This window comes from Francisella philomiragia subsp. philomiragia ATCC 25015, assembly GCF_000156715.1.
Lineage (GTDB): Bacteria > Pseudomonadota > Gammaproteobacteria > Francisellales > Francisellaceae > Francisella > Francisella philomiragia.
Window position 1 is genome coordinate 575588 of record NZ_DS999316.1, and the last position, 20368, is coordinate 595955.

Here is a 20368-nt window from a genome sequence, read left to right on the forward strand (position 1 = left end):
TTTAACATACCTTTATAATGATTAATAATTTTGAATATTACAAATAAGCTTGATTTAAAGACTTAATAGAAACTCTAAAGAATAATTTTTATGTTTATAAAGTAAGATTATGCAGGCTGTCTAGTTGCAGCAATTACAACTTCTCGTATATTTATATTTTGTGGTTGGCTAAACATAAACATAGCTGTACGAGCGATATCATCTGCTACTAAAACTCCACCCATAGACTCTTTCCAGTTTTCATAATCTGATTTAATTTGATCAGATGTAGTATGACTTAAAAGCTCAGTTTCTACAGCACCTGGACAAATTGTCATTATTCTAACATTATCATCAGCAACTTCTTCACGTATATTTTCACTCATTGAAGATACTGCAAATTTTGTACCAACATATGCAGCGTGATTAGGGAAAGATTTCTTACCAGCAATTGAACTGATATTTATAATCGTTCCACTTTTTCTTGCCTTCATATCACCTAATACAGATTGAATACCATTTAATAATGCCAATACATTCACTTCGTACATCTTTTGCCATTCAATAGGATCTTGTGTATCGATTTGACCAAGCAACATTAAACCTGCATTATTAACCAACAACTCAACTGGACCATATTCAGCTTCACCTTCTTTTATAGCATTCTTTAGAGCTTGAGCATCTGTCACATCTACTTTACGAATCATTGTATTAGGTAAATTTAATTCTTGTATCTTTTCTATTCTTCTACCTATTAGCAAAAGCGAATGACCTGCTTCAGAAAATCTTTTTGCAATTGCCGCACCAATTCCAGAACTTGCTCCTGTGATTACAACTAATGATTTAGCCATGTTATTTCTCCTATATTTTTTGTTTTAATTTTCACATCGTTTTAATGATTGTAAATTGTATATAAACTTATTAAACTGATAAATACCAACAATCATAAAACATTGTTATTGAATAATGAACAATATTCATTGGCGAGGTATTCACTGTTTCATTCACGTCGCTGAACAGCAAAGCTTCACAAAGGCAGCAGATATATTAGGAATGGCCAAATCAAACCTAAGCCAGAATATTAAGGACTTAGAAAACCATCTTAAAGTTCAACTACTATATAGAAGCACCAGACACGTTCGTCTTACTGAAATAGGACAAGATTATTATAAGAAATGTAAGAAGGCTCTCCAAGACCTTGATATAGCAACACAATTAACTAGCCAAGAACATAATGAAATAAGTGGCAATATAAAAATCAATTGTGTTGGAGGAATTATTGGTGAAGATGTTATTGCTCCTTTAGTTTTGAAATTCCAGCTGCTACATCCTAAAGTTAGTATCCATTTAGATTTTTCTAGCAATAGAATTAGCCTAATAGATAGTGATTATGACTTAGTTATCCGTATGGGTAACCTACCCGACTCAAATTTAATAATCTCTCCACTTCGAACAGTTTTTACTAAATATGTAGCTAGTAAAGATTTTATTAAGAAATATACCAAGATATCTGATCCAAGACAGCTTGAAGATATACCTCTAATTTACGGTAGTATTAAGCAATGGAATTTCAACTCCATAAATGATAAATATACTCTCCATATTCATAACAATGGTTTTCATGCAACTAATGGCAGAGTTATGAAACAAGCTACCCTTTTAGGATTAGGAATCACCAGATTAGTTGATATTTATGTAGATGCTGATATCAAAAATGGTAAATTAGTCGAAATATTGCCTGAATATAGAGAAGAAACAAAACTTTCTATTATTTCACTACCAGTAAAACATCAACTTAAAAGAATAAGCTCTTTGATAAATTATCTCAAAACTAATTTCAATAAAGAATACATGAATAAAAGTGAAATAAACTAAACTAGTTTTGAGCTAATAATCTATCATATCTAATAGTTATTTTCTTAAAATTACTTTGAATTTGCTCTTTAGTAAAATGCACAAATTCCTTATATAAACTATCATCATGCTTTTTTTGCTGCATAAATAGAGTTCTATATGTCCTTAGATTAATTAATAACTCATCTATAAGTATTAATACTTTCTTATATTCATAATACTTTTTAGTCTCAGAAAACTCATATTTAGCATTTACTAAAGTTTCATTAAGCTTAATACTTTTTTCTATCAATGAAATAATTTTTCTATTTTCTACGCTACGATCAACTTTATTAACAAGATCTTTAAGTTCAGAATAAATTCTATACATATCCCTATCAAAAAGTACTCTATTTTTTCGCCCCCTTGTAAGGAAAGTTATCAAAACTATACTTAATGTTCCTATTGCTACACATGTGACCCTGACAAAAAATAATTCTTTATCCCAACCAATAAATAATCCAAAATACATTACCAGATATACATGTATAAAAAAAACACTAGTCGCATAATTTAAAAACATCGTATACACATATAGTGCTAAAGCAAAGCAACATAATCCTGCCACCAATGTAAAATTATGGGGTATATTTTTTTGAATTAGCAACAATACTACAGATCCTATTGAGGTACCCAATAATGAGAAAATAACAATCGCCTTAGCTCTTGTATAAACTACACTAGTACTTGTACTAGCTGCGACACTTACTACCGCAATGACTACCCAATATATTCTATCTCTAAAGCCATCATCACCACTTAAACTAAATATTAAATAACAAACTATTAAACCTACTATAGATGCTACAAAAACCCTTATAGCTAATAATGTTGTATCAGAGAGTTTATCTATATACCTATCCTTAAATAAGATCATAGTATGCCTCTCTGATATTTTCCAAACCAATCAACATATCATCTAAAAACAATAAACTACTAAACAAAAGCTTCCTTTTTTGTTTATCATTTTGATATTTATAGATATAGTTCATTTCAAATTTATATTTCAGATGAGATATATCCTCTGACTTTTTTTCAAAAGTCTTAGCTGGCTTTTGTATGTATAACATCAAAATCATTGTATTTTTATAAATTTTCTCTAAGTCTTGTGATAGATTTTTTGCTTCTTCTTCTTCAAACCCTAAACGAACATAGTCAACTGTAAGTTTTTTATAGACCAATAAAAACTTAGATGTTAAACGATTAAAAACCACCAAGTTATGGCTTAAATATCGCCACTGTTCTTGACGGCTTTTTCTCAAGAACATCAAACCATGGTTTTTAAAAGAATTTATATTTTGGTATTTTAAATTACTTACTTCAACAATATTTGATTGAGTAAATCTTCTGTATTTTGCTTTTTCAAATGTATCAATATAGTTACGCACAAAATTTTTCAAAAACTCATTAAATACTTTACTAACATCATTAGCTTTCATTAGCTTGTAGTTTCTAATAATCACCAGATAAACAATCAAACCAATTAAAATAGCTGTAAGAGTAAAATGTAAATGATTATCTTTTTCCAACGGATAACGCACAAAACAGATACAAGTAATAACTACAATCATCATAGGAAATACAGTAAAAGCTTCTCCAAACCTTCTAAACCAAAATGCTATAAAAGCGACAAATACTATTAGCATAAAGTTAGTTTCAAAAAGAGGATGTACATATGGAGATATATTAACTATGACGATAGCTATAACCATATATAGGGCAAAGGCTAAACGTTTGGCTTGGATACTTCCTAATAGAATACTTCCAGCCAAATTAGCCATGAACAAGATAATTATAATAACAAGATTTTTGTCGATATCAAAAAATGTTGTAATAGCTAAAAATGAAAAAAGTATAATTGCAGATTTGATAGCTCCATCCTGAAATACCTTCATAGGATCTTGGTCAACATATTTATGATATATTTCACTGATGCTAAGCACTTATAAATCAACTTCAAGGACACTTAATATACTAAGAATTATATTGCAAAAGTTGCTTAATTAATATCATTAGAGTAGTTATTTTTGCTTCAAAATGTAGTAAAATTTAAGAGCATTTAAATAAAATACACATTTATATCTTTATGATTTATAACAACACTTATGATGTTATTGTTGTTGGTGGCGGTCATGCAGGCGTAGAAGCTGCTGCTGCTTCAGCACGTATAGGCGCAAAAACCTTATTACTCACTCACAATATTGACACAATTGGACAAATGTCTTGTAACCCTGCTATCGGTGGTATCGGTAAGGGTCATTTAGTTAAAGAGATAGATGCTATGGGTGGTATCATGGCAAAAGCCATTGATATGGCAGGTATCCAATTTAGAATTTTAAATTCTCGTAAAGGTCCAGCTGTAAGAGCAACAAGAGCTCAAGCAGATAGAGTACTATATAAAAAGGCTATTAACTCTCTACTAAATGATCAACAGAATTTAGATATCTTCCAAGATTCTGTAGATGATTTGGTCGTTGAGAATGATACGGTATGTGGCGCTATAACTAAAACAGGCATCACTTTCAAATCAAAAAAGGTTGTACTCACAGTAGGTACATTCTTGGGTGGTAAGATACATATTGGGCAAGTTTCAAAGGAAGGTGGTCGTGCAGGAGATCAACCATCAAATGCATTAGCTGCTCGCTTAAGAGCATTACCATTTAGAGTTGATAGACTTAAAACAGGTACTCCTCCACGTATAGACAGCCGAAGTGTCGATTTTAGTGTTATGGATGTTCAACATGGCGATACTCCAACACCATTTTTTTCATTTTTTTCGAAAGGAAAAATTGAGCATCCAAGACAAATACCTTGTTACATAACATACACCAACTCAAAGACTCATGAGATTATTACAAATAATCTCGATAAATCGGCAATGTATAGTGGATTAATAGAAGGCATTGGTCCTCGTTACTGTCCATCTATTGAAGATAAAGTAGTAAGATTTGCTGAGAAAGATAGACATCAAATCTTTGTTGAACCCGAGGGCTTAAACAGTATTGAGCTGTACCCTAACGGACTATCAACTAGCTTACCATTTGAAGTACAGTGTGAGTATATACGCTCAATTAAAGGCTTCGAAAATGCCTTTATTATAAGGCCTGGTTATGCAATCGAATATGACTTCTTTGATCCGAGAGATCTTAAACCTACTCTTGAGACCAAACATATCAAAAACTTATTTTTTGCAGGACAAATCAATGGTACTACAGGCTACGAGGAGGCAGGTGCTCAAGGCTTAGTAGCTGGAATAAATGCCGCAATCAGTATAGATAGTGATAAATCATGGTATCCAACGCGCTCAAATAGCTATATGGGTGTTTTGATAGATGATTTGATAACAAAAGGTACCAAAGAGCCTTATCGTATGTTTACATCTCGCGCTGAATATAGACTTATATTGCGTGAAGATAATGCAGATTTAAGGCTATCAGACAAAGCATGCGAAATAGGGCTACTAAACAAGCAAGATCAAGAGTTTTTTATCAATAAAAAAACAGCTATAGATGAAAATATAGCCATGATGAAAAATACTTGGATAGGTCCTCAAACACAAAAAGCTCGTGAGCTTGAAAAATTCCTAGACAAAAAAATGACTCGAGAAAGTACGCTTTTTGACTTACTAAAGCGTCCAGAGTTAGACTATAAAAAATTACAACAAATTCCTGATACAAATTTAAAACTAGAGGATGAGTCTGTAATCGAACAGATAGAAATCTCTGCTAAATATTCAGGATATATCGAACGTCAAAGCAAAGATATAGCCAAAATATTAACGCTTGAATCAAAAACAATACCAGAAAGCTTTGACTATTCACAAGTGAAAGGACTTTCTAATGAAGTACTTCAAAAATTATCAGAACAAAAACCAACTACCTTAGGTGAAGCATCTCGAATTCCTGGAGTAACTCCAGCAGCTGTGTCATTATTGACTATATACATGAAAAAAACTGGTTTTATAAAATAGGAAGTATTTATTATGATAAAAGACTTTTTTAAGATTGTGGTTTTAATAACATTAGCATCAGCACTTTTTTCATGTGCTACTAAGCAAAAATATATAGATCAGCAAAAGGCATGGATCGGTAAGAATATATACGCTTATACTCAAGAATTTGGTATGCCTAATAATGTGATTCAAGTCTCACCTGATCCTAATGTTGAGACTTATGTGTATGTGCGTAAGGCAGTTAATCCAAATACTCCTGCTTATGCTGGTAGCCCAATGAACAGCTTAATAATGGCAAATAGAAATCCTCATTTTGTTCAATTTGGAGCTTTAATGTGCACGACTTGGGTTTCATATAACAAAAATACTAAGCTGATTATAAATATAACATTCCGCGGTAACTACTGCGCGATTAACTAGCATCACACAGGAAAATTTAATGAATATTAAACAGACTTCAACACCCCTAGTTACAGGACTAGTATCTGCCTCAATATGCTTTAGTTTTGGTTTTTTTTCAAATGTTTTTAAATACAATGGATTAGAGTTTTTTTATGCCTATATAGCATTTTTAGTACTGCTATGCTATCCAATGAATCTAATTGCAATATATTTTCAAAAGGCCTATCCTGACTTAAATTCACACAATAAATTGGTCTATAAAATCACTGGCAGCTCCAAATTCAGGCCTATTAGCATATTATTAACTGGAACAATGATTATTTTTGTAGCTCTTGTTATGTTTAATATGTCAACTTATGTTTTGGATTTTTTTGATAATATACCTGCAATAGATAGATTAAGTGACCAGAGTCTCCAGTTTAGTAGTAATTTCCCAATATACACATCTCTACTCGCTGTATTTATTGTAATTTTTTTGATGTTCATACTTGCTGATAAGCAAAAGATAAACTTGAATGAAACGCTAAAAACCACAGCTCATATATCACTATATTTAGTAACTATTCTAATGTTAATCGTAATATATACACCTCAAGGAATAATTGGAATAAAGGATTTTCTTTTTGATATAAATTATCAAAAAGTTGAGCAGCTGCGCTCGATGTTTGGACTAGCTTTAGTTTATGCAATACTAAGCAACTTTATCTCCATAGCATTTTATAAAAACATTATAAATATTGGTGACAATGATTTTGACAAGTTAAAAACTAGTGCTTTTAAAAGTATATTCTACAATATAGTCTTTTCATTTATGATATGTATAACTATATATGCTATATTAGGCGACTATAGAAGCTATCTTCAACCTACAGAGGGTTTACAAATCACAACTATTTTCACAATAGTTAAAACAAACTATCCTATGTATTATCTACTACTTGAAGTAATATTTACAACTCTTAATCTTGTTGTTTTTGTTACATCTTTGAAGTATATTTTCCAAATCGGTACTAAGCTATATACTAAGCTACTAATTCTATTAATTCCTTTTATTATAACTACATTTTTTATAGAGTCAGGTATTGCTTATATTGATTTCTCAAATATGATTGCTCTACACATAGTAATTATTTTTATATTTCTTTTTGATGTGTTTATTATAGGCTGGATTTATGATGCTCAAAAACTTAGTTATGAGATACTCAAAAACACAAATACCAAGCTATCACCAATGTTCAATATAGGCCTAAGAATACTTATACCATTTATATGCATCATCATAGCTATTGGCTATATATTTTTACCAATGCCTATTCTATGGCAATTTATAGCAGCTATCGCATGTACTATTGTATATATAGTCAAAGGAAGTATTTTTAGTAAAATATTTAACAAGAGAAAATTCTAAAATGTTTTTTAATAAAAAAAATAATCAAGATGAATTAAAAAGAGCTGCAGCTATAGAAGCTGCAAAACATATTAAATCAGAAATTGTTTTAGGAGTTGGTACAGGAAGTACTGTAGCTTTTCTGATTGAAGAACTTGTAAATTACAAAGATAAAATAAAATCAGTTGTATCAAGTTCTGAAGATTCTACTAAAAAACTTAAAGCATTAGGTTTTGATGTAGTTGATCTTAACTATGCTGGTGAGATTGATTTATATATTGATGGTGCTGATGAGTGTAATAACCACAAAGAACTAATTAAAGGTGGTGGTGCTGCTCTTACGCGTGAGAAAATATGTGTTGCAGCAGCAAAAAAATTCATTTGTATTATTGATGAATCTAAAAAAGTAAACACTCTAGGAGAGTTTCCTCTTCCTGTAGAAGTTATCCCAATGGCTAGAAGCTATGTTGCTAGAGAGATAGTTAAATTAGGTGGTCAACCTGTATATAGAGAACAAACTATTACTGACAATGGCAATGTTATTCTCGATGTATATAACCTAAAAATAGACAACCCTCTAAAACTTGAAACTGAGTTAAATCAAATAACTGGTGTTGTGACTAATGGTATCTTTGCTCTTAAACCTGCTGACACGGTAATTATGGCTAGGAAAGATGGAAGTATTAAGAATTTTTAATTTTTTATTATTATGGTAATTGAATAAACTCTTTCTCATCACCATATACTTTTTTAAATCTGCCATTTTTCCAGTTATCTTTTGCTTTTTTGATCCTATCTTTATTACTTGAAACAAAATTCCATTCTATAAATCTATGCGAAAGCTTATCTCCACCAATTATGACAATATGCGAATCTGATAAAGCATCTAACTTATAAAGATTTAAACTATCTATTATAAGCATAGTATGACTATTTATTATTTGCTTGTTATATTCAACCTTACCTTTAATAACATAAATTGCCAACTCTTCTTCTATAGGAAGATCAATAGAAACATTTTTAGGAATATTAACCTCAATATATAAAGTTTGACAATATGTTTTAACTGGAGAGCTATATCCATAAGCATCACCAATTAAAAGCTTAAAGTCCGCATTATTATTAATAAAGTTTGGTAACCCATCACTTCGATAATTATAAAAAGCAGGTGAAATTTCTTCAAATGCTTCAGGTAAAGCGTGCCAAAGTTGAATCCCATGAAGAGTTCGGTTTCTTAACTTTAATTCTTCTCTTTCACGTTCAGAATGTGTAATGCCCTTACCAGCCACCATAAGATTTATTTCTCCAGGTAATATTGGTTGAGCATTACCCAATGAATCTCGATGGAATATCTCTCCTTCAAACAGATAAGTAACTGTTGCTAAATTAATATGAGGATGAGGTTTAACATTTATGCCATCATCGCCACTTAATAATTCAGTCGGCCCAAAATGATCAAAAAATATCCATGGACCTACCATTTTCTGCTTTGATGTAGGTAAGGCTCTTCTAACTTCAAAAGCACCTAAATTTTTAGTTTTTACATCAATTATATGTTGTCTTGCCATGCATATACCTCTTTAAATATAATATATGTTCAAATATGCTAACTAACTATAGTTTCAATAAATTCATTTACCTTTTCTTCAACTGTAGCCCAAGAAGTAACTAATCTTACTAATGAATTTTTATTATCAATTTCACTCATTACAAAGAAAGTAAATTTTTCCTGGAGTACTTTTATCACTGTGTTTGGTAATATAGCAAAAATTTGATTGCTTGCTACAGGTTGTAAGAGCATATAGTCAGCATTAACTATTCCTTTAGAAAGTTTCTCTGCCATATTATTTGCATGACTTGCTAGATCAAAAAAAAGATTATTAGAAAATAATTCTCTAAACTGAAGTCCTAACACCCTACCTTTTGCTAATAGAGCCCCTCTTTGCTTAATATTAAAGCAAAACTCTTCAGCTAAATTTTTATTTGGAATAAGTATTGCTTCTCCAAACAAAATTCCAGCCTTAGTCCCACCAATCCAAAATATATCTGAAAACTCTGCAATATCAGCTAAACTTAAATCACTATCTTTAGCAGTTAATGCAGCACCCAATCTTGCACCATCAATAAATAATAATAAATTATTTTGTTTACAAACTTCTGATAGCTTCTGTAATTCTTCTTTTGTATATATAGTTCCTAATTCTGTTGAATTAGAAATATATACTAATTTAGGTTTTGCCATATGAGGAGCATGAGAGTTATTTTTAATCACTTCTTTAATATCATTAGATGTTAATTTTCCATTATCAGAAAAAACTGAAATAATCTTATGTCCTGTAGCCTCAATTGCACCAGCCTCACGTAAAGCAATATGCCCACTACTAGCAGAAATTACAGCCTCATATGGCTTTAATATACTAGAAATACAAATTAAATTAGCAAGAGTTCCTCCTGCAACAAAATATATATCTACATTATCTTTATTAAGGTGTTTACATATTAACTCTTTTGCCTGACTAGAATATTCATCATTCCCATAAGCCAATTGCTGAATTAAGTTTGTATCCTCTAATGCTTTAATTATCTTAGGATGACATCCTTCACTATAATCATCAAGAAAACTATATCTAAACATATAACACATCTCATTAAATTTAAAAGTAAACTTCCTTTTAGTATATGGTATATATATTTATTTTGAGATATCTTATTACATATTATTCAATTATTTCTAAAAAAAGAAATTGAATATAAACAAAGATTCTATACTAACTTAGAAAAGTTGATATACCAGAATTTACGATAACTCATGAGACAAATTTAGGTAACTATATGATTTTTTTAGAAAAACAAAATGATAATGCAGAAACTTTAGCATATATTGGCCATGTTGATAATGTAATTCATGGTATTGTACCAGAAGAGCTAAAATACAGACGTTTTCTTGCTAGCGATTTTGATTATGGCTTTGAGCTAGGATCACCACAAAGCATTTATAATCTTGGTGAATGTATTTTGCTTAATAATATGATTTATTCATCAAGAACAGATGTTAGTAGATCAGAAAGAGACCCTCTAATGTGGGGGCCTGAATTTGTTACAACAGGTATATTTCTTATTCCCAAAAATACTCCTGTTAGCTATATAGCAAAATATTTCTCATTTGATACGGAAAGCACTCTTGCAGATATCTATAAACAAATTTATGCTCAACTTAAATCTCCTTTTGCAATTGTAGGATGTGTTCAATTTTCACAAGTAAATGCAGAAGCTATAACTAAAGCCCCCATAAATAGTGAAAATATCTTTACTAATAGTCAAAATTATTATGATGAGAAAAAATATGAAGACACAGATGTAAACTTTGCTATTATGGGTGTAGTAAGCAATCCCGACGACAAGAAATTAGAGCAAATCAATCAAGAACTCTCATCTGTTTTATATCATAACCCTTTTGCAAATAAAAATAAGCTTTTAACTCACACACATGGACTGATGCTCAATAAATCAATAATTGATATTGAAAAAGTACATCCACGTAATGCTAAAGAAGTCTTACACATACAAGATCGATCATTAGTTCGTTATATCAAACTTAAAGTTTATAAAATAAAAGGACTTACTAAGTACGCTTAGAATTATAAATAAATAAGCTAACTACTTTTTTTTCGGTAGAAAATAAATTTAAAAATAAAAGGAAATAATGCCAACATCAACAAGACTATAACAGCTATTATAAATTTGTAATCAAACAAATTAGCCTGCCCCTGCTGAGAACTCTTGAAATGAACTCCAAACCATACATATATAAATGTTATTGGAATAATGCCAATTAAAGTAGTCAAAAAGAAGATGCTGTTTTTAACTTTTAAAATTCCTGCCAAAATATTTGGAACAAAAAAAGGAATTGGTAAAATTCTAGAAATCAACAATATAGACACAGGGTAATTTTCTACCAACAATTTAAATCTTGAAACGATCTTAAATCTTGGATTTGTCTGTACCTCTCCCCAATTATATTTAATAATCAAAAAAGCCAACATCGCCCCCAATGTGGCTGAGAATAAACAAATAAAAAACCCCAACGTGAGCCCAAACAAGAGTCCAGCAAGTATTTTTAAAAATGGTTTGATTGGAACAGAAAAGAATACTGCCAAAATATATATACAAGCATAACTTAAAGACGCAAGTACTACATGGCCATCTATATAAGAACTAACATTATAGTATGCTAAATTTATCTTATCTATGTCTAGATATTTATAACCATTAAAAATTAAAAACAACAAAATCCCCAGACTTAAAAAAAAGACTAAAAAAAGTCTTTTAACAAGTAAGGGATTTATAAATTTCACAAGATTATATAAAGAAAAAATTTGATTAGAATACTCAATTAAGCTAAAGCAGCTTTAGCTTTTTCAACTACTGCAGCGAATGCATCTTTGTTATATACAGCAAGCTCAGCTAATGCTTTTCTATCTAACTCTACACCAGCCTTGTTTAAACCGTTGATTAATTGGCTATAGCTAATATCGTGTTGTCTTGCAGCTGCATTAATACGAACAATCCAAAGCGATCTGAATGTTCTTTTCTTAACCTTACGATCTCTGTAAGCATATTGACCTGCTTTAATTACAGCTTGTTTAGCTACCCTATATACTCTTGAACGAGCACCATAGTAACCTTTAGCTTGTTTTAACACCTTCTTATGACGTGCGCGTGCTGTTACGCCTCTTTTTACTCTTGACATGATTTAGTCTCCACTTTAAAAATTGATAAACAAACTTATGCGTAAGGCATTTGTTGAACTAAACTAGCAGTATCAACTTTAGCTACTTGATTCATACCTCTTAAATGACGCTTTCTCTTAGTTGTCATTTTAGTATTGATATGAGCACGATTTGCACAACGGTGCTTGAAACCACCTTTACCAGTCTTTTTAAAGCGCTTAGCAGCACCACTCTTAGTTTTTAACTTAGGCATTTTTAATACTCCGCATTGTATTAATTGTTATTATTTTGATTTACTACTTTTTCTTTGGTCCTAAAACCATAATCATTTGACGACCTTCCATTTTAGGTTGGTGTTCCACCACACCGTACTCAGCCGCATCACTTGCCATACGCTGAAGCATTTGCATACCTAGCTCATTATGTGACATTTCTCTGCCTCTGAATCTTAGTGTGACTTTTACTTTATCGCCTTTTTCAAGGAATTTTATCAGGTTGCGTAGTTTTACCTGGTAATCCCCTACATCAGTCACAGGTCTAAGTTTAATCTCTTTGATCTGTGTCTGCTTTTGGTTTTTTTTCGCTTGTGCTTTTTTCTTGCCTTGTTCAAACAAGAACTTACCGTAGTCCATCAGACGACAAACTGGCGGATTAGCATTTGCTACCATTTCAACCAAATCAACATTAGCCTCTTCAGCCAATGCTAAAGCTTCGCTGATAGATACAACACCTATTTGCTGACCATCAACACCAACTAGGCGCACCTCTTTAGCTTTAATTTGCTCATTTATAGGTGCTTTTTTATCCGTTGTTTTAATAACTTTTTTCCTCCACAGAAATTATTATTTTTTAGCTTCAATTTGTTCATTCAAGAAAGCACAAAAATCACCTATAGACATCTGTCCTAGATCTTCACCATTATGTTTTCTTACTGTAACAATCTCTTGCTCCTGCTCACTTTTACCAAGTATAACAAGGTAAGGCACACGCAAAAGAGTATGCTCACGTATTTTAAACCCTATTTTCTCATTTCTCAAGTCTAATTTTGCTCGAATACCATTTTTTTCTAGGGTTTCAAAGACTTTTTGGCAGTACTCATCTTGATGATTACTAATACCCATTACAGCAACTTGCACTGGAGTTAACCATAATGGCATATTTCCTGCATAATGCTCTATTAGCATACCAATAAATCTTTCTAAAGATCCTACAATAGCTCTGTGTAACATTACAGGAACTTGCTTGTTACCATTCTTATCAATATACGTAGCTCCTAATCTATCAGGCATAGAAAAATCTAGCTGTATAGTGCCACATTGCCAACTTCTGCCTATAGCATCTTTTAGATGAAACTCAATCTTAGGTCCATAAAAAGCTCCTTCACCTGGTAGTAGCTCATACGCAACATTGTTAGCATCAAGAGCATTTTTAAGCATTTGCTCAGACTTATCCCAAGTCTCATCATTACCTATTCTATTCTCTGGTCTAAGTGCAATTTTGACAGTAAAATCATTAAAGCCAAAATCTTTGTATACCTCAAAACATTGTTTGACCATTAGGATTACTTCTTCTTCCACCTGTTCTGGAGCACAAAATATATGCCCATCATCTTGTGTAAAACTTCTAACCCTCATCAAACCATGTAAAGAGCCAGAAGGTTCATTTCTATGCACTATACCAAACTCAGCCATTCTAATCGGTAGATCTCGGTAACTATGTAATTTAGTATTATAAACTTGTACACAAGTTGGACAATTCATCGGACGAATTGCAAAATCTCTATTTTCAGACTTTGTCGCAAACATATTTTCAGCATACTTTGAAGCATGTCCTGACTTTTCCCATAAACTAAAATCTGCTATCAATGGAGTACGAATTTCACCACAACCATATTTCTTGTTAGAAGCCCTCATATAATCTTCTACTTCACGCCAAATTCTCACACCACTATCATGCCAGAATGCAATCCCAGGCGAGTCTTCTTGAAAGTGAAATAGATCTAAAGCTTTGCCAATTTTTCTATGATCACGTTTCTCTGCCTCTTCTAACATATGCAAATATTGATCTAGATCTTCTTTAGTAGCCCAACAAGTACCATATATTCTTGTGAGCATTTCATTGTTAGAATCGCCTCTCCAGTAGGCTCCGGCTAACTTCGTTAACTTAAATGCTTTAATAGCTGCTGTGCTTGGTACATGAGGACCACGACATAGATCACTAAAATCACCTTGAGTGTAAATCTTAATTTGTTGATCTGCTGGAATACTCTCAATTATATCAACCTTATAGTTTTCTCCTTGCGCTTTAAAGAATGCTATAGCATCTTCTTTAGACACAACTCTGTAACTTATAGAAATTCCTTTTTTAGCAATTTCTTTCATTCTCTTTTCTATGTTTGCTAAATCTGCTTCACCTATAGTCTCTTTAAATGAAAAATCATAGTAGAATCCATTGTCTATAACAGGCCCTATAGTTACTTCAGTATTTGGATATAGCTCTTTAACAGCGTTAGCTAAAAGATGAGCACATGAATGCCTTAAAATTTCTAGACCTTCTGTATCTTTTGTAGTTATAAGTCTTAACTCACAATCATGGTTTATAACATCTTTTGCATCAGATAATTTATTATCGATATAGGCACCGACTGTTATCTTAGCTAAGCTTGGAGAAATAGATTTTGCTATTTGTAAAGAATTAACACCACTTTCAAATTCTCGTATAGATCCATCAGGAAATTTAATATTTATCATACACACTAAGTCTTATTTATTTAATAAAGTTATCGAAATTTATACAGCGTATATTATATGTTATAGGCCATGTTATGTAAATTATTTATCATTTTAGGCACCATAATATTTAATCTCAAAATATATAAACATATTTCATATAAAAATATTATTAAAATAAAATATTCAATAAAATATAATTATCATCGAGCATAAAATTTAATTACAAGTCAATAGATAATTTATAAAATCATAAAACATTAAAAAGATATTAAAACAAAGATGCATTTCCTCTCTATCATTATTAACCATACATAAAACAGCTGTATTTATTAAATTTTTGTAAACTAAAATTAATAACTTTACTATGTTTTGATTTTATAGAAACAATTGATAGGATTGTAATTACAGGTATTAATTTTAATATCTGTTTTATTAAAAAATATAGATAAGGAGTCTTATCATGAAACTAAATAAAATCACTTTAGCTACTGGATTAATCTTATTAGCTAGTACCCAAGCATATTCACACGGTTATGTTGAAAGCCCTGCTTCTCGTGCCTTACTATGTAAAGAGGGAAAAAATAAAGATTGTGGCTCCAGAGCTCAATATGAACCACAATCGATAGAACAAGTTGATGAACTATTTAACTTAGGTGCTTTAGATAATAATATTGGGAGTGCTGATGTTGCTGGTTTTGAAGCATTAGATGAACAACAACAAAGTCGTTGGGCAAAAACTGTTGTCCAGCCAGGACAGCCATTAAAAATTAAATGGCAATTTACTGCTAATCATAAAACTAAACATTTTAAATTCTATATAACCAAACCTAACTGGAACCCAGATAACTTACTTACTCGTGACAGTTTTGAAGAACAGCCGTTGAACTGTTATGATCCACAACCTACATGGATAGCACCTAACCAACCACCTCAAGATGGCTTAACGTTTACATGTACATTACCAAATAGATCAGGTTATCAAATCATAATGGCTGAATGGGATGTAGATGATACTAGAATGAGCTTTTATAATCTATTAGATTTAGATTTTACAAATGATAAACCTGCTGGTACTGTTATCCTACCAAATGGTGATATTACTGATCCTAATAATGGCTCAGAGGGATCCGGCATACCAGCATACGATGCTACTAAGTCATATCCAACTACAGGTACAAAAGTAGTATTTGAAAATAAGATATATCAAAATAAATGGTATGTAAATCCAGGTCAGCAACCAGGAGCTGAGCAATGGGGACCTTGGGAGTATATTAAAGATGCAGAACAGCAAGCTGATCCTACAGATAAATTTCCAGTAGAAGCAACTAAATTTACTATAAACCCATTGAATATCAAAGAAGGTGATAAGATCACGTTACAATTATTCAAAGATGGTACCATGTATGAATATCCTCTACTAACAGTTCCAAAAGCAATAAGTACAAACGACTTATTCATTGAACTAACTAATAAAATAAATACTCTTAGCTCCTCTGATTTAGATAATCAAATAATTGCTGGAGTTAAAAATAATAATAATGAGGTCGTTCCAAACGGTAACTCTCTTTATATTTATCAAAACACTGATAAACCATATAGCCAAATTAGTTTTTACTATCAGCAAGCTAGTCAAAATATTAAAAACGAGCTACACCTAATGGACTTTAAAAATGAATACTCTATCGACTCTGATGGTAAGCTGTATATTAATGCTAAAATAATGTCTCATAGCTCAGCCAATGCTAAAGTATCTGTTGTACTACAAGATGAAAATGGTAATCAAGTTTATAGAAAATCTGATATAGAAATAGCTCCTATGGATACATATGACTTGGCATTACAGCTTGAGAATATCAAAGCAGGAAACTATAAACTTATCATATCTAGTGAAATTACTGGAGCAGAAGCTTGGCAGAAAGATCTAAGTATTAAAATATCTAACTCAACACAAGATCCTGATAATCCGCCGGTTGTTGATAAAGATATAAATGTAACAATTAATGCCAATACCCCTTTCTATCAAGTTAACTCAGATGACACTGTAACAGCAAGAGCCTGGTCTAGTAGTTTAGGTGATGTTAACCTAGCAAACAATCAAATAACTATCATACCGTGGAGTAAGACTACTACAGCCAAAGGAAATGATAGTTCAGCATATGTAAAATGTCCTTTACCTACAAATAATCAGACAAGTGTTACATATTTAGTCAGTGGTGACCTAAATAGTATAAATTGTATAATAAAATAATTTTCTTTTATAATTTCTTATTTATCTAACTACATTTATTAAATTAATCTAAGTATATTTTAGATTAACCATATATCATCTTGTAACTATAATCTAATTTAATAACTTGATTATCTTAGTTTACTAGACCAAAATCAAAGTATTAATCCATTTAAGCTTAAAAAAGCTATTACAACATACTCGATAACTCTTTTAAGATAAATTTAGTTATTTGTATTATCTAAATCATCACGATATATTACATGCATTGTCGCTAACGCGTTATTTGTATTATAGAGTCCTTGATACGCATTCATCTTTGCATCACATTTATTATTGTATTTTTTATTACATATATCTAAATAATAAAGACAAAAATCTAATGATATCTTAGTATGAGTTTCATACTCTATACCTTTTTTGGGATTGTATATTTTACAGTAATTAAGGTATTTATCACTAGCATAACTAGATAATGAAAAGAGAAACAAAAATACGAATAAAAAGTTTTTATTCAACATGACCCCTATAATCTTCCGGTGTTAATAATTCTTTTATTTCTTCTTTTTGGCTTACTTTAATATCAAACAACCACCCCTTTGTATAACATGATTGATTGATAAGTTTTGGATTGTCTATTAGTTCTTTATTTACGCTTACAATTTTTCCAGATAATGGTGCGTAAATATCAGAAGCTGTTTTTACAGACTCAATAACACAAATCTCATCTTCTTTGACATATTCATGATCTAATTTGGGTAAATCAACATAAACTATTTCTCCAAATTCATTCTGAGAATAATCATCTATACCTACTCTTGCTATATCACCTTTAATTTCAACCCATAAATTAGAATCTGTATATAAGTAGTTTTGATTTATTTCAGCCATAATTCCTCTTCGACAAAACATGTTTATTTTTAGCTAATAGATGATAATAACATAAAAATCCTTTAAAATTAATTTGTTAAATCAAAAGTTAATACGTAGATATTTATGAACTTAAAAGACAAAAATATAATTATTACTGCTGGTGGTACAGGTGGACATATCTACCCTGCACTTGCAGTTGCTGAAATGCTAAGAGAGAATAATGCTAATGTCACGTGGGTTGGTACTCCTAATAGCATGGAAGCCAACATTGTACCTCAATATTTTAATATCCAATATATTAAATCTTCTGGTGTTAGAGGCAAAGGACTTAAGAGGAAAGTAGCATTCCCATTTACACTTATATCAAGTACACTAAAAGCGCGTAAGATACTCCAAAAACTAAAAATTGACTTAGTCATAGGCTTTGGTGGTTATGTATCTGGACCTATATGTCTTGCTGCTGTTCAAAAGGATATACCTATAATAATCCATGAGCAAAATGCCAAAATAGGCTTAACAAATAGAATATTAGCCAAACTGGCTACCAAAGTATGCCTAGCATTTGATGTAGAAGATATACAAAAGAGACTTAGTCCTAAGCAATTAGCTAAAACACAGGTTGTAGGAAATCCTATCAGAAAAGATATTATAGCTCTTAATAATAAAACAAAGAATATAACCGAGAATGGTGATTTAAAACTTCTTGTCTTAGGAGGTAGCCAAGGAGCTAAAAGTATAAACAATATTATCCCTGATCTTATTATCGAAGCTAATAAACAAGGGATAAATCTAAAAGTATGGCATCAAACAGGCAAGCTTTCTTTTGAAGAAACTAAAAATAAATATAATCAAGTACCCTCAACACATATCAAAGATATATCAGCGTATATAACTGATATGACAAACGCTTATGAATGGGCTGACATACTAATTTGTCGAGCTGGAGCTCTAACGGTATCAGAATCAGCCATAGCTGGAGTTCCTGCAATATTTATACCATTACCATCAGCAGTAGATGATCATCAATTTTTTAACGCACAAAATATGGTAAAAAATAATGCTGGATTTTGTATTAGACAAGATCAAATGACTTTGGAGAATTTAATAGATATAATTAAGCCTCTTTATGAAGATAGAGACAAACTTAAAGAAATATCACAAAAAGCAAAAAATACATTGATAAAAGACTCTAGTGAACAGATATTAAAAGCTGTAGAACAAATTTTGAACAAAAAATAAGGATTTGGAAATGAACTTTGATATGTCAAAGCTAATGCAACAAGCGCAAAAAATGCAAGAACAAATGAAAAAAGCTCAACAAGAGCGTGAAAATATGGAAGTAATAGGCGAGTCTGGAGCTGGACTTGTTAGCGTAACAATGACTGGCAAATATGATGTCAAAAAAGTTACTATAGATGATTCTCTAATGTCAGAAGATAAAGAAATGCTAGAAGATTTAATCGCTGCAGCTGTAAATAGCGCGGTTAAAAAAGTTGAAGATAGCTCATCCTCTGCGGATATTGGTAAAATGGCGAAAGAGGCTGGCATTGACTTACCTAATGGATTTAACTTTCCTTTTAAATAATGAACAATCAAATTTTCTCTCCCAAAATTACTGCTGTAATAGAATCTTTGCGTAAATTACCAACTATTGGTAAAAAATCGTCTCAAAGACTTGCATTATATTTACTTGATAAATCTCCGGAAACTGCTATTACAATTGCTAACTCTCTGTTAGATGCAGCTGAAAATATCAAAAAATGTAAATATTGCCAATCTCTTACTGAAAAAGATGTTTGTGATATCTGTAGTAGCCAAAATAGAGATGAATCTAAATTATGCATAATTGAAAGTATGCTAGATTTGGTAGCTATTGAAGAAGCAGGTTTTTTCAAAGGAAAATACTTCGTACTTAATGGCAGAATATCTCCGCTTGACGGTATAGGACCAAATGAACTAAAACTTGATATTTTAGAACAAATAATTATAAATAGAGAAATAAGTGAGATTATATTAGCTATAAGCCCCACTGTAGAAGGAGAAACAACTGCGCACTTTATTTCTCAAATGATTGCTAAAGATATAAAAATCTCTAGAATTGGCTTTGGAGTTCCTTTTGGTGGTGAATTAGAATATTTAGATCAACAAACATTAATTCACGCTTTTAATGCCAGAACTAATATCAAATAACTT

The 20368-nt window shown here is 31.2% G+C and carries 22 protein-coding genes; 10 read left to right on the top strand and 12 right to left on the bottom strand.

Features of this window, described 5'->3' with window-relative positions; genetic code table 11:
- Positions 1 to 107: 107 nt before the first annotated feature.
- Positions 108 to 830 (bottom strand): SDR family oxidoreductase, encoded by a 723-nt coding sequence (locus tag FTPG_RS08215; RefSeq protein ID WP_004287980.1) that lies wholly within the window; start codon positions 828 to 830, stop codon positions 108 to 110.
- Positions 831 to 945: 115 nt separating this feature from the next.
- Here FTPG_RS08215 and FTPG_RS08220 point away from each other — a divergent pair, with 115 nt between their 5' ends.
- Positions 946 to 1854, top strand: coding sequence for a LysR family transcriptional regulator (locus FTPG_RS08220; RefSeq protein WP_004287981.1), 909 nt, complete (start codon positions 946 to 948; stop codon positions 1852 to 1854).
- A 1-nt stretch (position 1855) separates the two neighbouring features.
- On the opposite strand, the gene FTPG_RS08225 is transcribed toward FTPG_RS08220, so the two are convergent.
- Positions 1856 to 2749 carry an FUSC family protein gene (locus FTPG_RS08225; protein WP_004287982.1) on the bottom strand — a complete coding sequence of 298 codons (894 nt, stop codon included), beginning with the start codon at positions 2747 to 2749 and terminating at the stop codon, positions 1856 to 1858.
- Entirely contained in the window at positions 2736 to 3815 is a 1080-nt protein-coding gene (locus tag FTPG_RS08230; RefSeq protein WP_004287983.1) for a hypothetical protein, read from the bottom strand. Before FTPG_RS08230 ends, FTPG_RS08225 begins: the two co-directional genes overlap by 14 nt.
- 143 nt (positions 3816 to 3958) lie before the next feature.
- Between FTPG_RS08230 and mnmG the strand changes: the two genes are divergently transcribed.
- From mnmG to rpiA, 4 genes are read left to right on the top strand one after another with little or no spacing between them, the layout of a single operon-like run.
- Positions 3959 to 5842 (top strand): tRNA uridine-5-carboxymethylaminomethyl(34) synthesis enzyme MnmG, encoded by a 1884-nt coding sequence (gene mnmG, locus FTPG_RS08235; protein ID WP_004287984.1) that lies wholly within the window; start codon positions 3959 to 3961, stop codon positions 5840 to 5842.
- Between the two features lie 12 nt (positions 5843 to 5854).
- Complete coding sequence (locus tag FTPG_RS08240; RefSeq protein WP_004287985.1) at positions 5855 to 6244, top strand: hypothetical protein; 390 nt, start codon at positions 5855 to 5857, stop codon at positions 6242 to 6244.
- Positions 6245 to 6263: 19 nt separating this feature from the next.
- On the top strand, positions 6264 to 7634 hold the full coding sequence (locus FTPG_RS08245; protein WP_004287986.1) for a hypothetical protein: 1371 nt from the start codon (positions 6264 to 6266) through the stop codon (positions 7632 to 7634).
- A 1-nt stretch (position 7635) separates the two neighbouring features.
- Positions 7636 to 8310, top strand: a complete 675-nt coding sequence (gene rpiA, locus FTPG_RS08250; RefSeq protein WP_004287987.1) for a ribose-5-phosphate isomerase RpiA — start codon at positions 7636 to 7638, stop codon at positions 8308 to 8310.
- Positions 8311 to 8320: 10 nt separating this feature from the next.
- On the opposite strand, the gene FTPG_RS08255 is transcribed toward rpiA, so the two are convergent.
- Complete coding sequence (locus FTPG_RS08255) at positions 8321 to 9181, bottom strand: pirin family protein (protein WP_004287988.1); 861 nt, start codon at positions 9179 to 9181, stop codon at positions 8321 to 8323.
- Between the two features lie 38 nt (positions 9182 to 9219).
- The gene (locus FTPG_RS08260) at positions 9220 to 10248 is read right to left on the bottom strand and encodes a threonine aldolase family protein (protein WP_004287989.1); all 1029 of its coding nucleotides are present in this window, start codon (positions 10246 to 10248) and stop codon (positions 9220 to 9222) included.
- Positions 10249 to 10445: 197 nt separating this feature from the next.
- Here FTPG_RS08260 and FTPG_RS08265 point away from each other — a divergent pair, with 197 nt between their 5' ends.
- Positions 10446 to 11249 carry a hypothetical protein gene (locus FTPG_RS08265; RefSeq protein ID WP_004287990.1) on the top strand — a complete coding sequence of 268 codons (804 nt, stop codon included), beginning with the start codon at positions 10446 to 10448 and terminating at the stop codon, positions 11247 to 11249.
- Positions 11250 to 11266: 17 nt separating this feature from the next.
- On the opposite strand, the gene FTPG_RS08270 is transcribed toward FTPG_RS08265, so the two are convergent.
- Genes FTPG_RS08270 through thrS form a run of 5 tightly spaced genes read right to left on the bottom strand, consistent with a single transcriptional unit; the run spans position 11267 to position 15093 of the window.
- Positions 11267 to 11968: a TVP38/TMEM64 family protein gene (locus tag FTPG_RS08270; RefSeq protein WP_200150476.1), complete on the bottom strand. Its 702-nt coding sequence runs from the start codon at positions 11966 to 11968 to the stop codon at positions 11267 to 11269.
- Between the two features lie 38 nt (positions 11969 to 12006).
- The gene (rplT, locus tag FTPG_RS08275; protein WP_004287992.1) at positions 12007 to 12363 is read right to left on the bottom strand and encodes a 50S ribosomal protein L20; all 357 of its coding nucleotides are present in this window, start codon (positions 12361 to 12363) and stop codon (positions 12007 to 12009) included.
- A gap of 35 nt (positions 12364 to 12398) precedes the next feature.
- The gene (gene rpmI, locus FTPG_RS08280; RefSeq protein ID WP_003034330.1) at positions 12399 to 12596 is read right to left on the bottom strand and encodes a 50S ribosomal protein L35; all 198 of its coding nucleotides are present in this window, start codon (positions 12594 to 12596) and stop codon (positions 12399 to 12401) included.
- 43 nt (positions 12597 to 12639) lie between these two features.
- Positions 12640 to 13179, bottom strand: a complete 540-nt coding sequence (infC, locus tag FTPG_RS08285) for a translation initiation factor IF-3 (protein ID WP_004287995.1) — start codon at positions 13177 to 13179, stop codon at positions 12640 to 12642.
- A 6-nt stretch (positions 13180 to 13185) separates the two neighbouring features.
- Complete coding sequence (gene thrS / locus FTPG_RS08290) at positions 13186 to 15093, bottom strand: threonine--tRNA ligase (protein WP_004287996.1); 1908 nt, start codon at positions 15091 to 15093, stop codon at positions 13186 to 13188.
- A 442-nt stretch (positions 15094 to 15535) separates the two neighbouring features.
- Here thrS and FTPG_RS08295 point away from each other — a divergent pair, with 442 nt between their 5' ends.
- Positions 15536 to 17323 (top strand): lytic polysaccharide monooxygenase, encoded by a 1788-nt coding sequence (locus FTPG_RS08295; RefSeq protein ID WP_004287998.1) that lies wholly within the window; start codon positions 15536 to 15538, stop codon positions 17321 to 17323.
- A 203-nt stretch (positions 17324 to 17526) separates the two neighbouring features.
- Here the strand turns inward: FTPG_RS08295 and FTPG_RS08300 are convergent, their stop codons facing one another.
- Both FTPG_RS08300 and gcvH read right to left on the bottom strand, forming a co-directional pair.
- A complete protein-coding gene (locus FTPG_RS08300) occupies positions 17527 to 17823 on the bottom strand; it encodes a hypothetical protein (protein ID WP_004287999.1) in 297 nt (98 codons plus the stop codon).
- Positions 17813 to 18193: a glycine cleavage system protein GcvH gene (gene gcvH / locus FTPG_RS08305; RefSeq protein ID WP_004288000.1), complete on the bottom strand. Its 381-nt coding sequence runs from the start codon at positions 18191 to 18193 to the stop codon at positions 17813 to 17815. The genes FTPG_RS08300 and gcvH overlap by 11 nt, the downstream gene beginning before the upstream one ends.
- 105 nt (positions 18194 to 18298) lie before the next feature.
- On the opposite strand from gcvH, the gene murG reads away from it, so the two are divergent.
- The 3 genes from murG to recR are packed head-to-tail and all read left to right on the top strand — an operon-like array spanning position 18299 to position 20365.
- Positions 18299 to 19414, top strand: a complete 1116-nt coding sequence (murG, locus tag FTPG_RS08310) for an undecaprenyldiphospho-muramoylpentapeptide beta-N-acetylglucosaminyltransferase (RefSeq protein ID WP_004288001.1) — start codon at positions 18299 to 18301, stop codon at positions 19412 to 19414.
- A gap of 10 nt (positions 19415 to 19424) precedes the next feature.
- Positions 19425 to 19760 carry a YbaB/EbfC family nucleoid-associated protein gene (locus FTPG_RS08315; protein WP_004288003.1) on the top strand — a complete coding sequence of 112 codons (336 nt, stop codon included), beginning with the start codon at positions 19425 to 19427 and terminating at the stop codon, positions 19758 to 19760.
- Entirely contained in the window at positions 19760 to 20365 is a 606-nt protein-coding gene (recR, locus tag FTPG_RS08320; RefSeq protein ID WP_004288005.1) for a recombination mediator RecR, read from the top strand. Before FTPG_RS08315 ends, recR begins: the two co-directional genes overlap by 1 nt.
- The last annotated feature ends 3 nt before the right edge of the window (positions 20366 to 20368 follow it).

What these genes read in the sequence shown, in the direction of transcription:
- FTPG_RS08215 (WP_004287980.1), bottom strand. Translation starts at nt 830, where the DNA reads ATGGCTAAATCATTAGTTGTAATCACAGGAGCAAGTTCTGGAATTGGT.
- FTPG_RS08220 (WP_004287981.1), top strand. Translation starts at nt 946, where the DNA reads ATGAACAATATTCATTGGCGAGGTATTCACTGTTTCATTCACGTCGCT.
- FTPG_RS08225 (WP_004287982.1), bottom strand. Translation starts at nt 2,749, where the DNA reads ATGATCTTATTTAAGGATAGGTATATAGATAAACTCTCTGATACAACA.
- mnmG (WP_004287984.1), top strand. Translation starts at nt 3,959, where the DNA reads ATGATTTATAACAACACTTATGATGTTATTGTTGTTGGTGGCGGTCAT.
- FTPG_RS08240 (WP_004287985.1), top strand. Translation starts at nt 5,855, where the DNA reads ATGATAAAAGACTTTTTTAAGATTGTGGTTTTAATAACATTAGCATCA.
- FTPG_RS08245 (WP_004287986.1), top strand. Translation starts at nt 6,264, where the DNA reads ATGAATATTAAACAGACTTCAACACCCCTAGTTACAGGACTAGTATCT.
- rpiA (WP_004287987.1), top strand. Translation starts at nt 7,636, where the DNA reads ATGTTTTTTAATAAAAAAAATAATCAAGATGAATTAAAAAGAGCTGCA.
- FTPG_RS08255 (WP_004287988.1), bottom strand. Translation starts at nt 9,181, where the DNA reads ATGGCAAGACAACATATAATTGATGTAAAAACTAAAAATTTAGGTGCT.
- FTPG_RS08260 (WP_004287989.1), bottom strand. Translation starts at nt 10,248, where the DNA reads ATGTTTAGATATAGTTTTCTTGATGATTATAGTGAAGGATGTCATCCT.
- FTPG_RS08265 (WP_004287990.1), top strand. Translation starts at nt 10,446, where the DNA reads ATGATTTTTTTAGAAAAACAAAATGATAATGCAGAAACTTTAGCATAT.
- rplT (WP_004287992.1), bottom strand. Translation starts at nt 12,363, where the DNA reads ATGTCAAGAGTAAAAAGAGGCGTAACAGCACGCGCACGTCATAAGAAG.
- rpmI (WP_003034330.1), bottom strand. Translation starts at nt 12,596, where the DNA reads ATGCCTAAGTTAAAAACTAAGAGTGGTGCTGCTAAGCGCTTTAAAAAG.
- thrS (WP_004287996.1), bottom strand. Translation starts at nt 15,093, where the DNA reads ATGATAAATATTAAATTTCCTGATGGATCTATACGAGAATTTGAAAGT.
- FTPG_RS08295 (WP_004287998.1), top strand. Translation starts at nt 15,536, where the DNA reads ATGAAACTAAATAAAATCACTTTAGCTACTGGATTAATCTTATTAGCT.
- FTPG_RS08300 (WP_004287999.1), bottom strand. Translation starts at nt 17,823, where the DNA reads ATGTTGAATAAAAACTTTTTATTCGTATTTTTGTTTCTCTTTTCATTA.
- gcvH (WP_004288000.1), bottom strand. Translation starts at nt 18,193, where the DNA reads ATGGCTGAAATAAATCAAAACTACTTATATACAGATTCTAATTTATGG.
- murG (WP_004288001.1), top strand. Translation starts at nt 18,299, where the DNA reads ATGAACTTAAAAGACAAAAATATAATTATTACTGCTGGTGGTACAGGT.
- FTPG_RS08315 (WP_004288003.1), top strand. Translation starts at nt 19,425, where the DNA reads ATGAACTTTGATATGTCAAAGCTAATGCAACAAGCGCAAAAAATGCAA.
- recR (WP_004288005.1), top strand. Translation starts at nt 19,760, where the DNA reads ATGAACAATCAAATTTTCTCTCCCAAAATTACTGCTGTAATAGAATCT.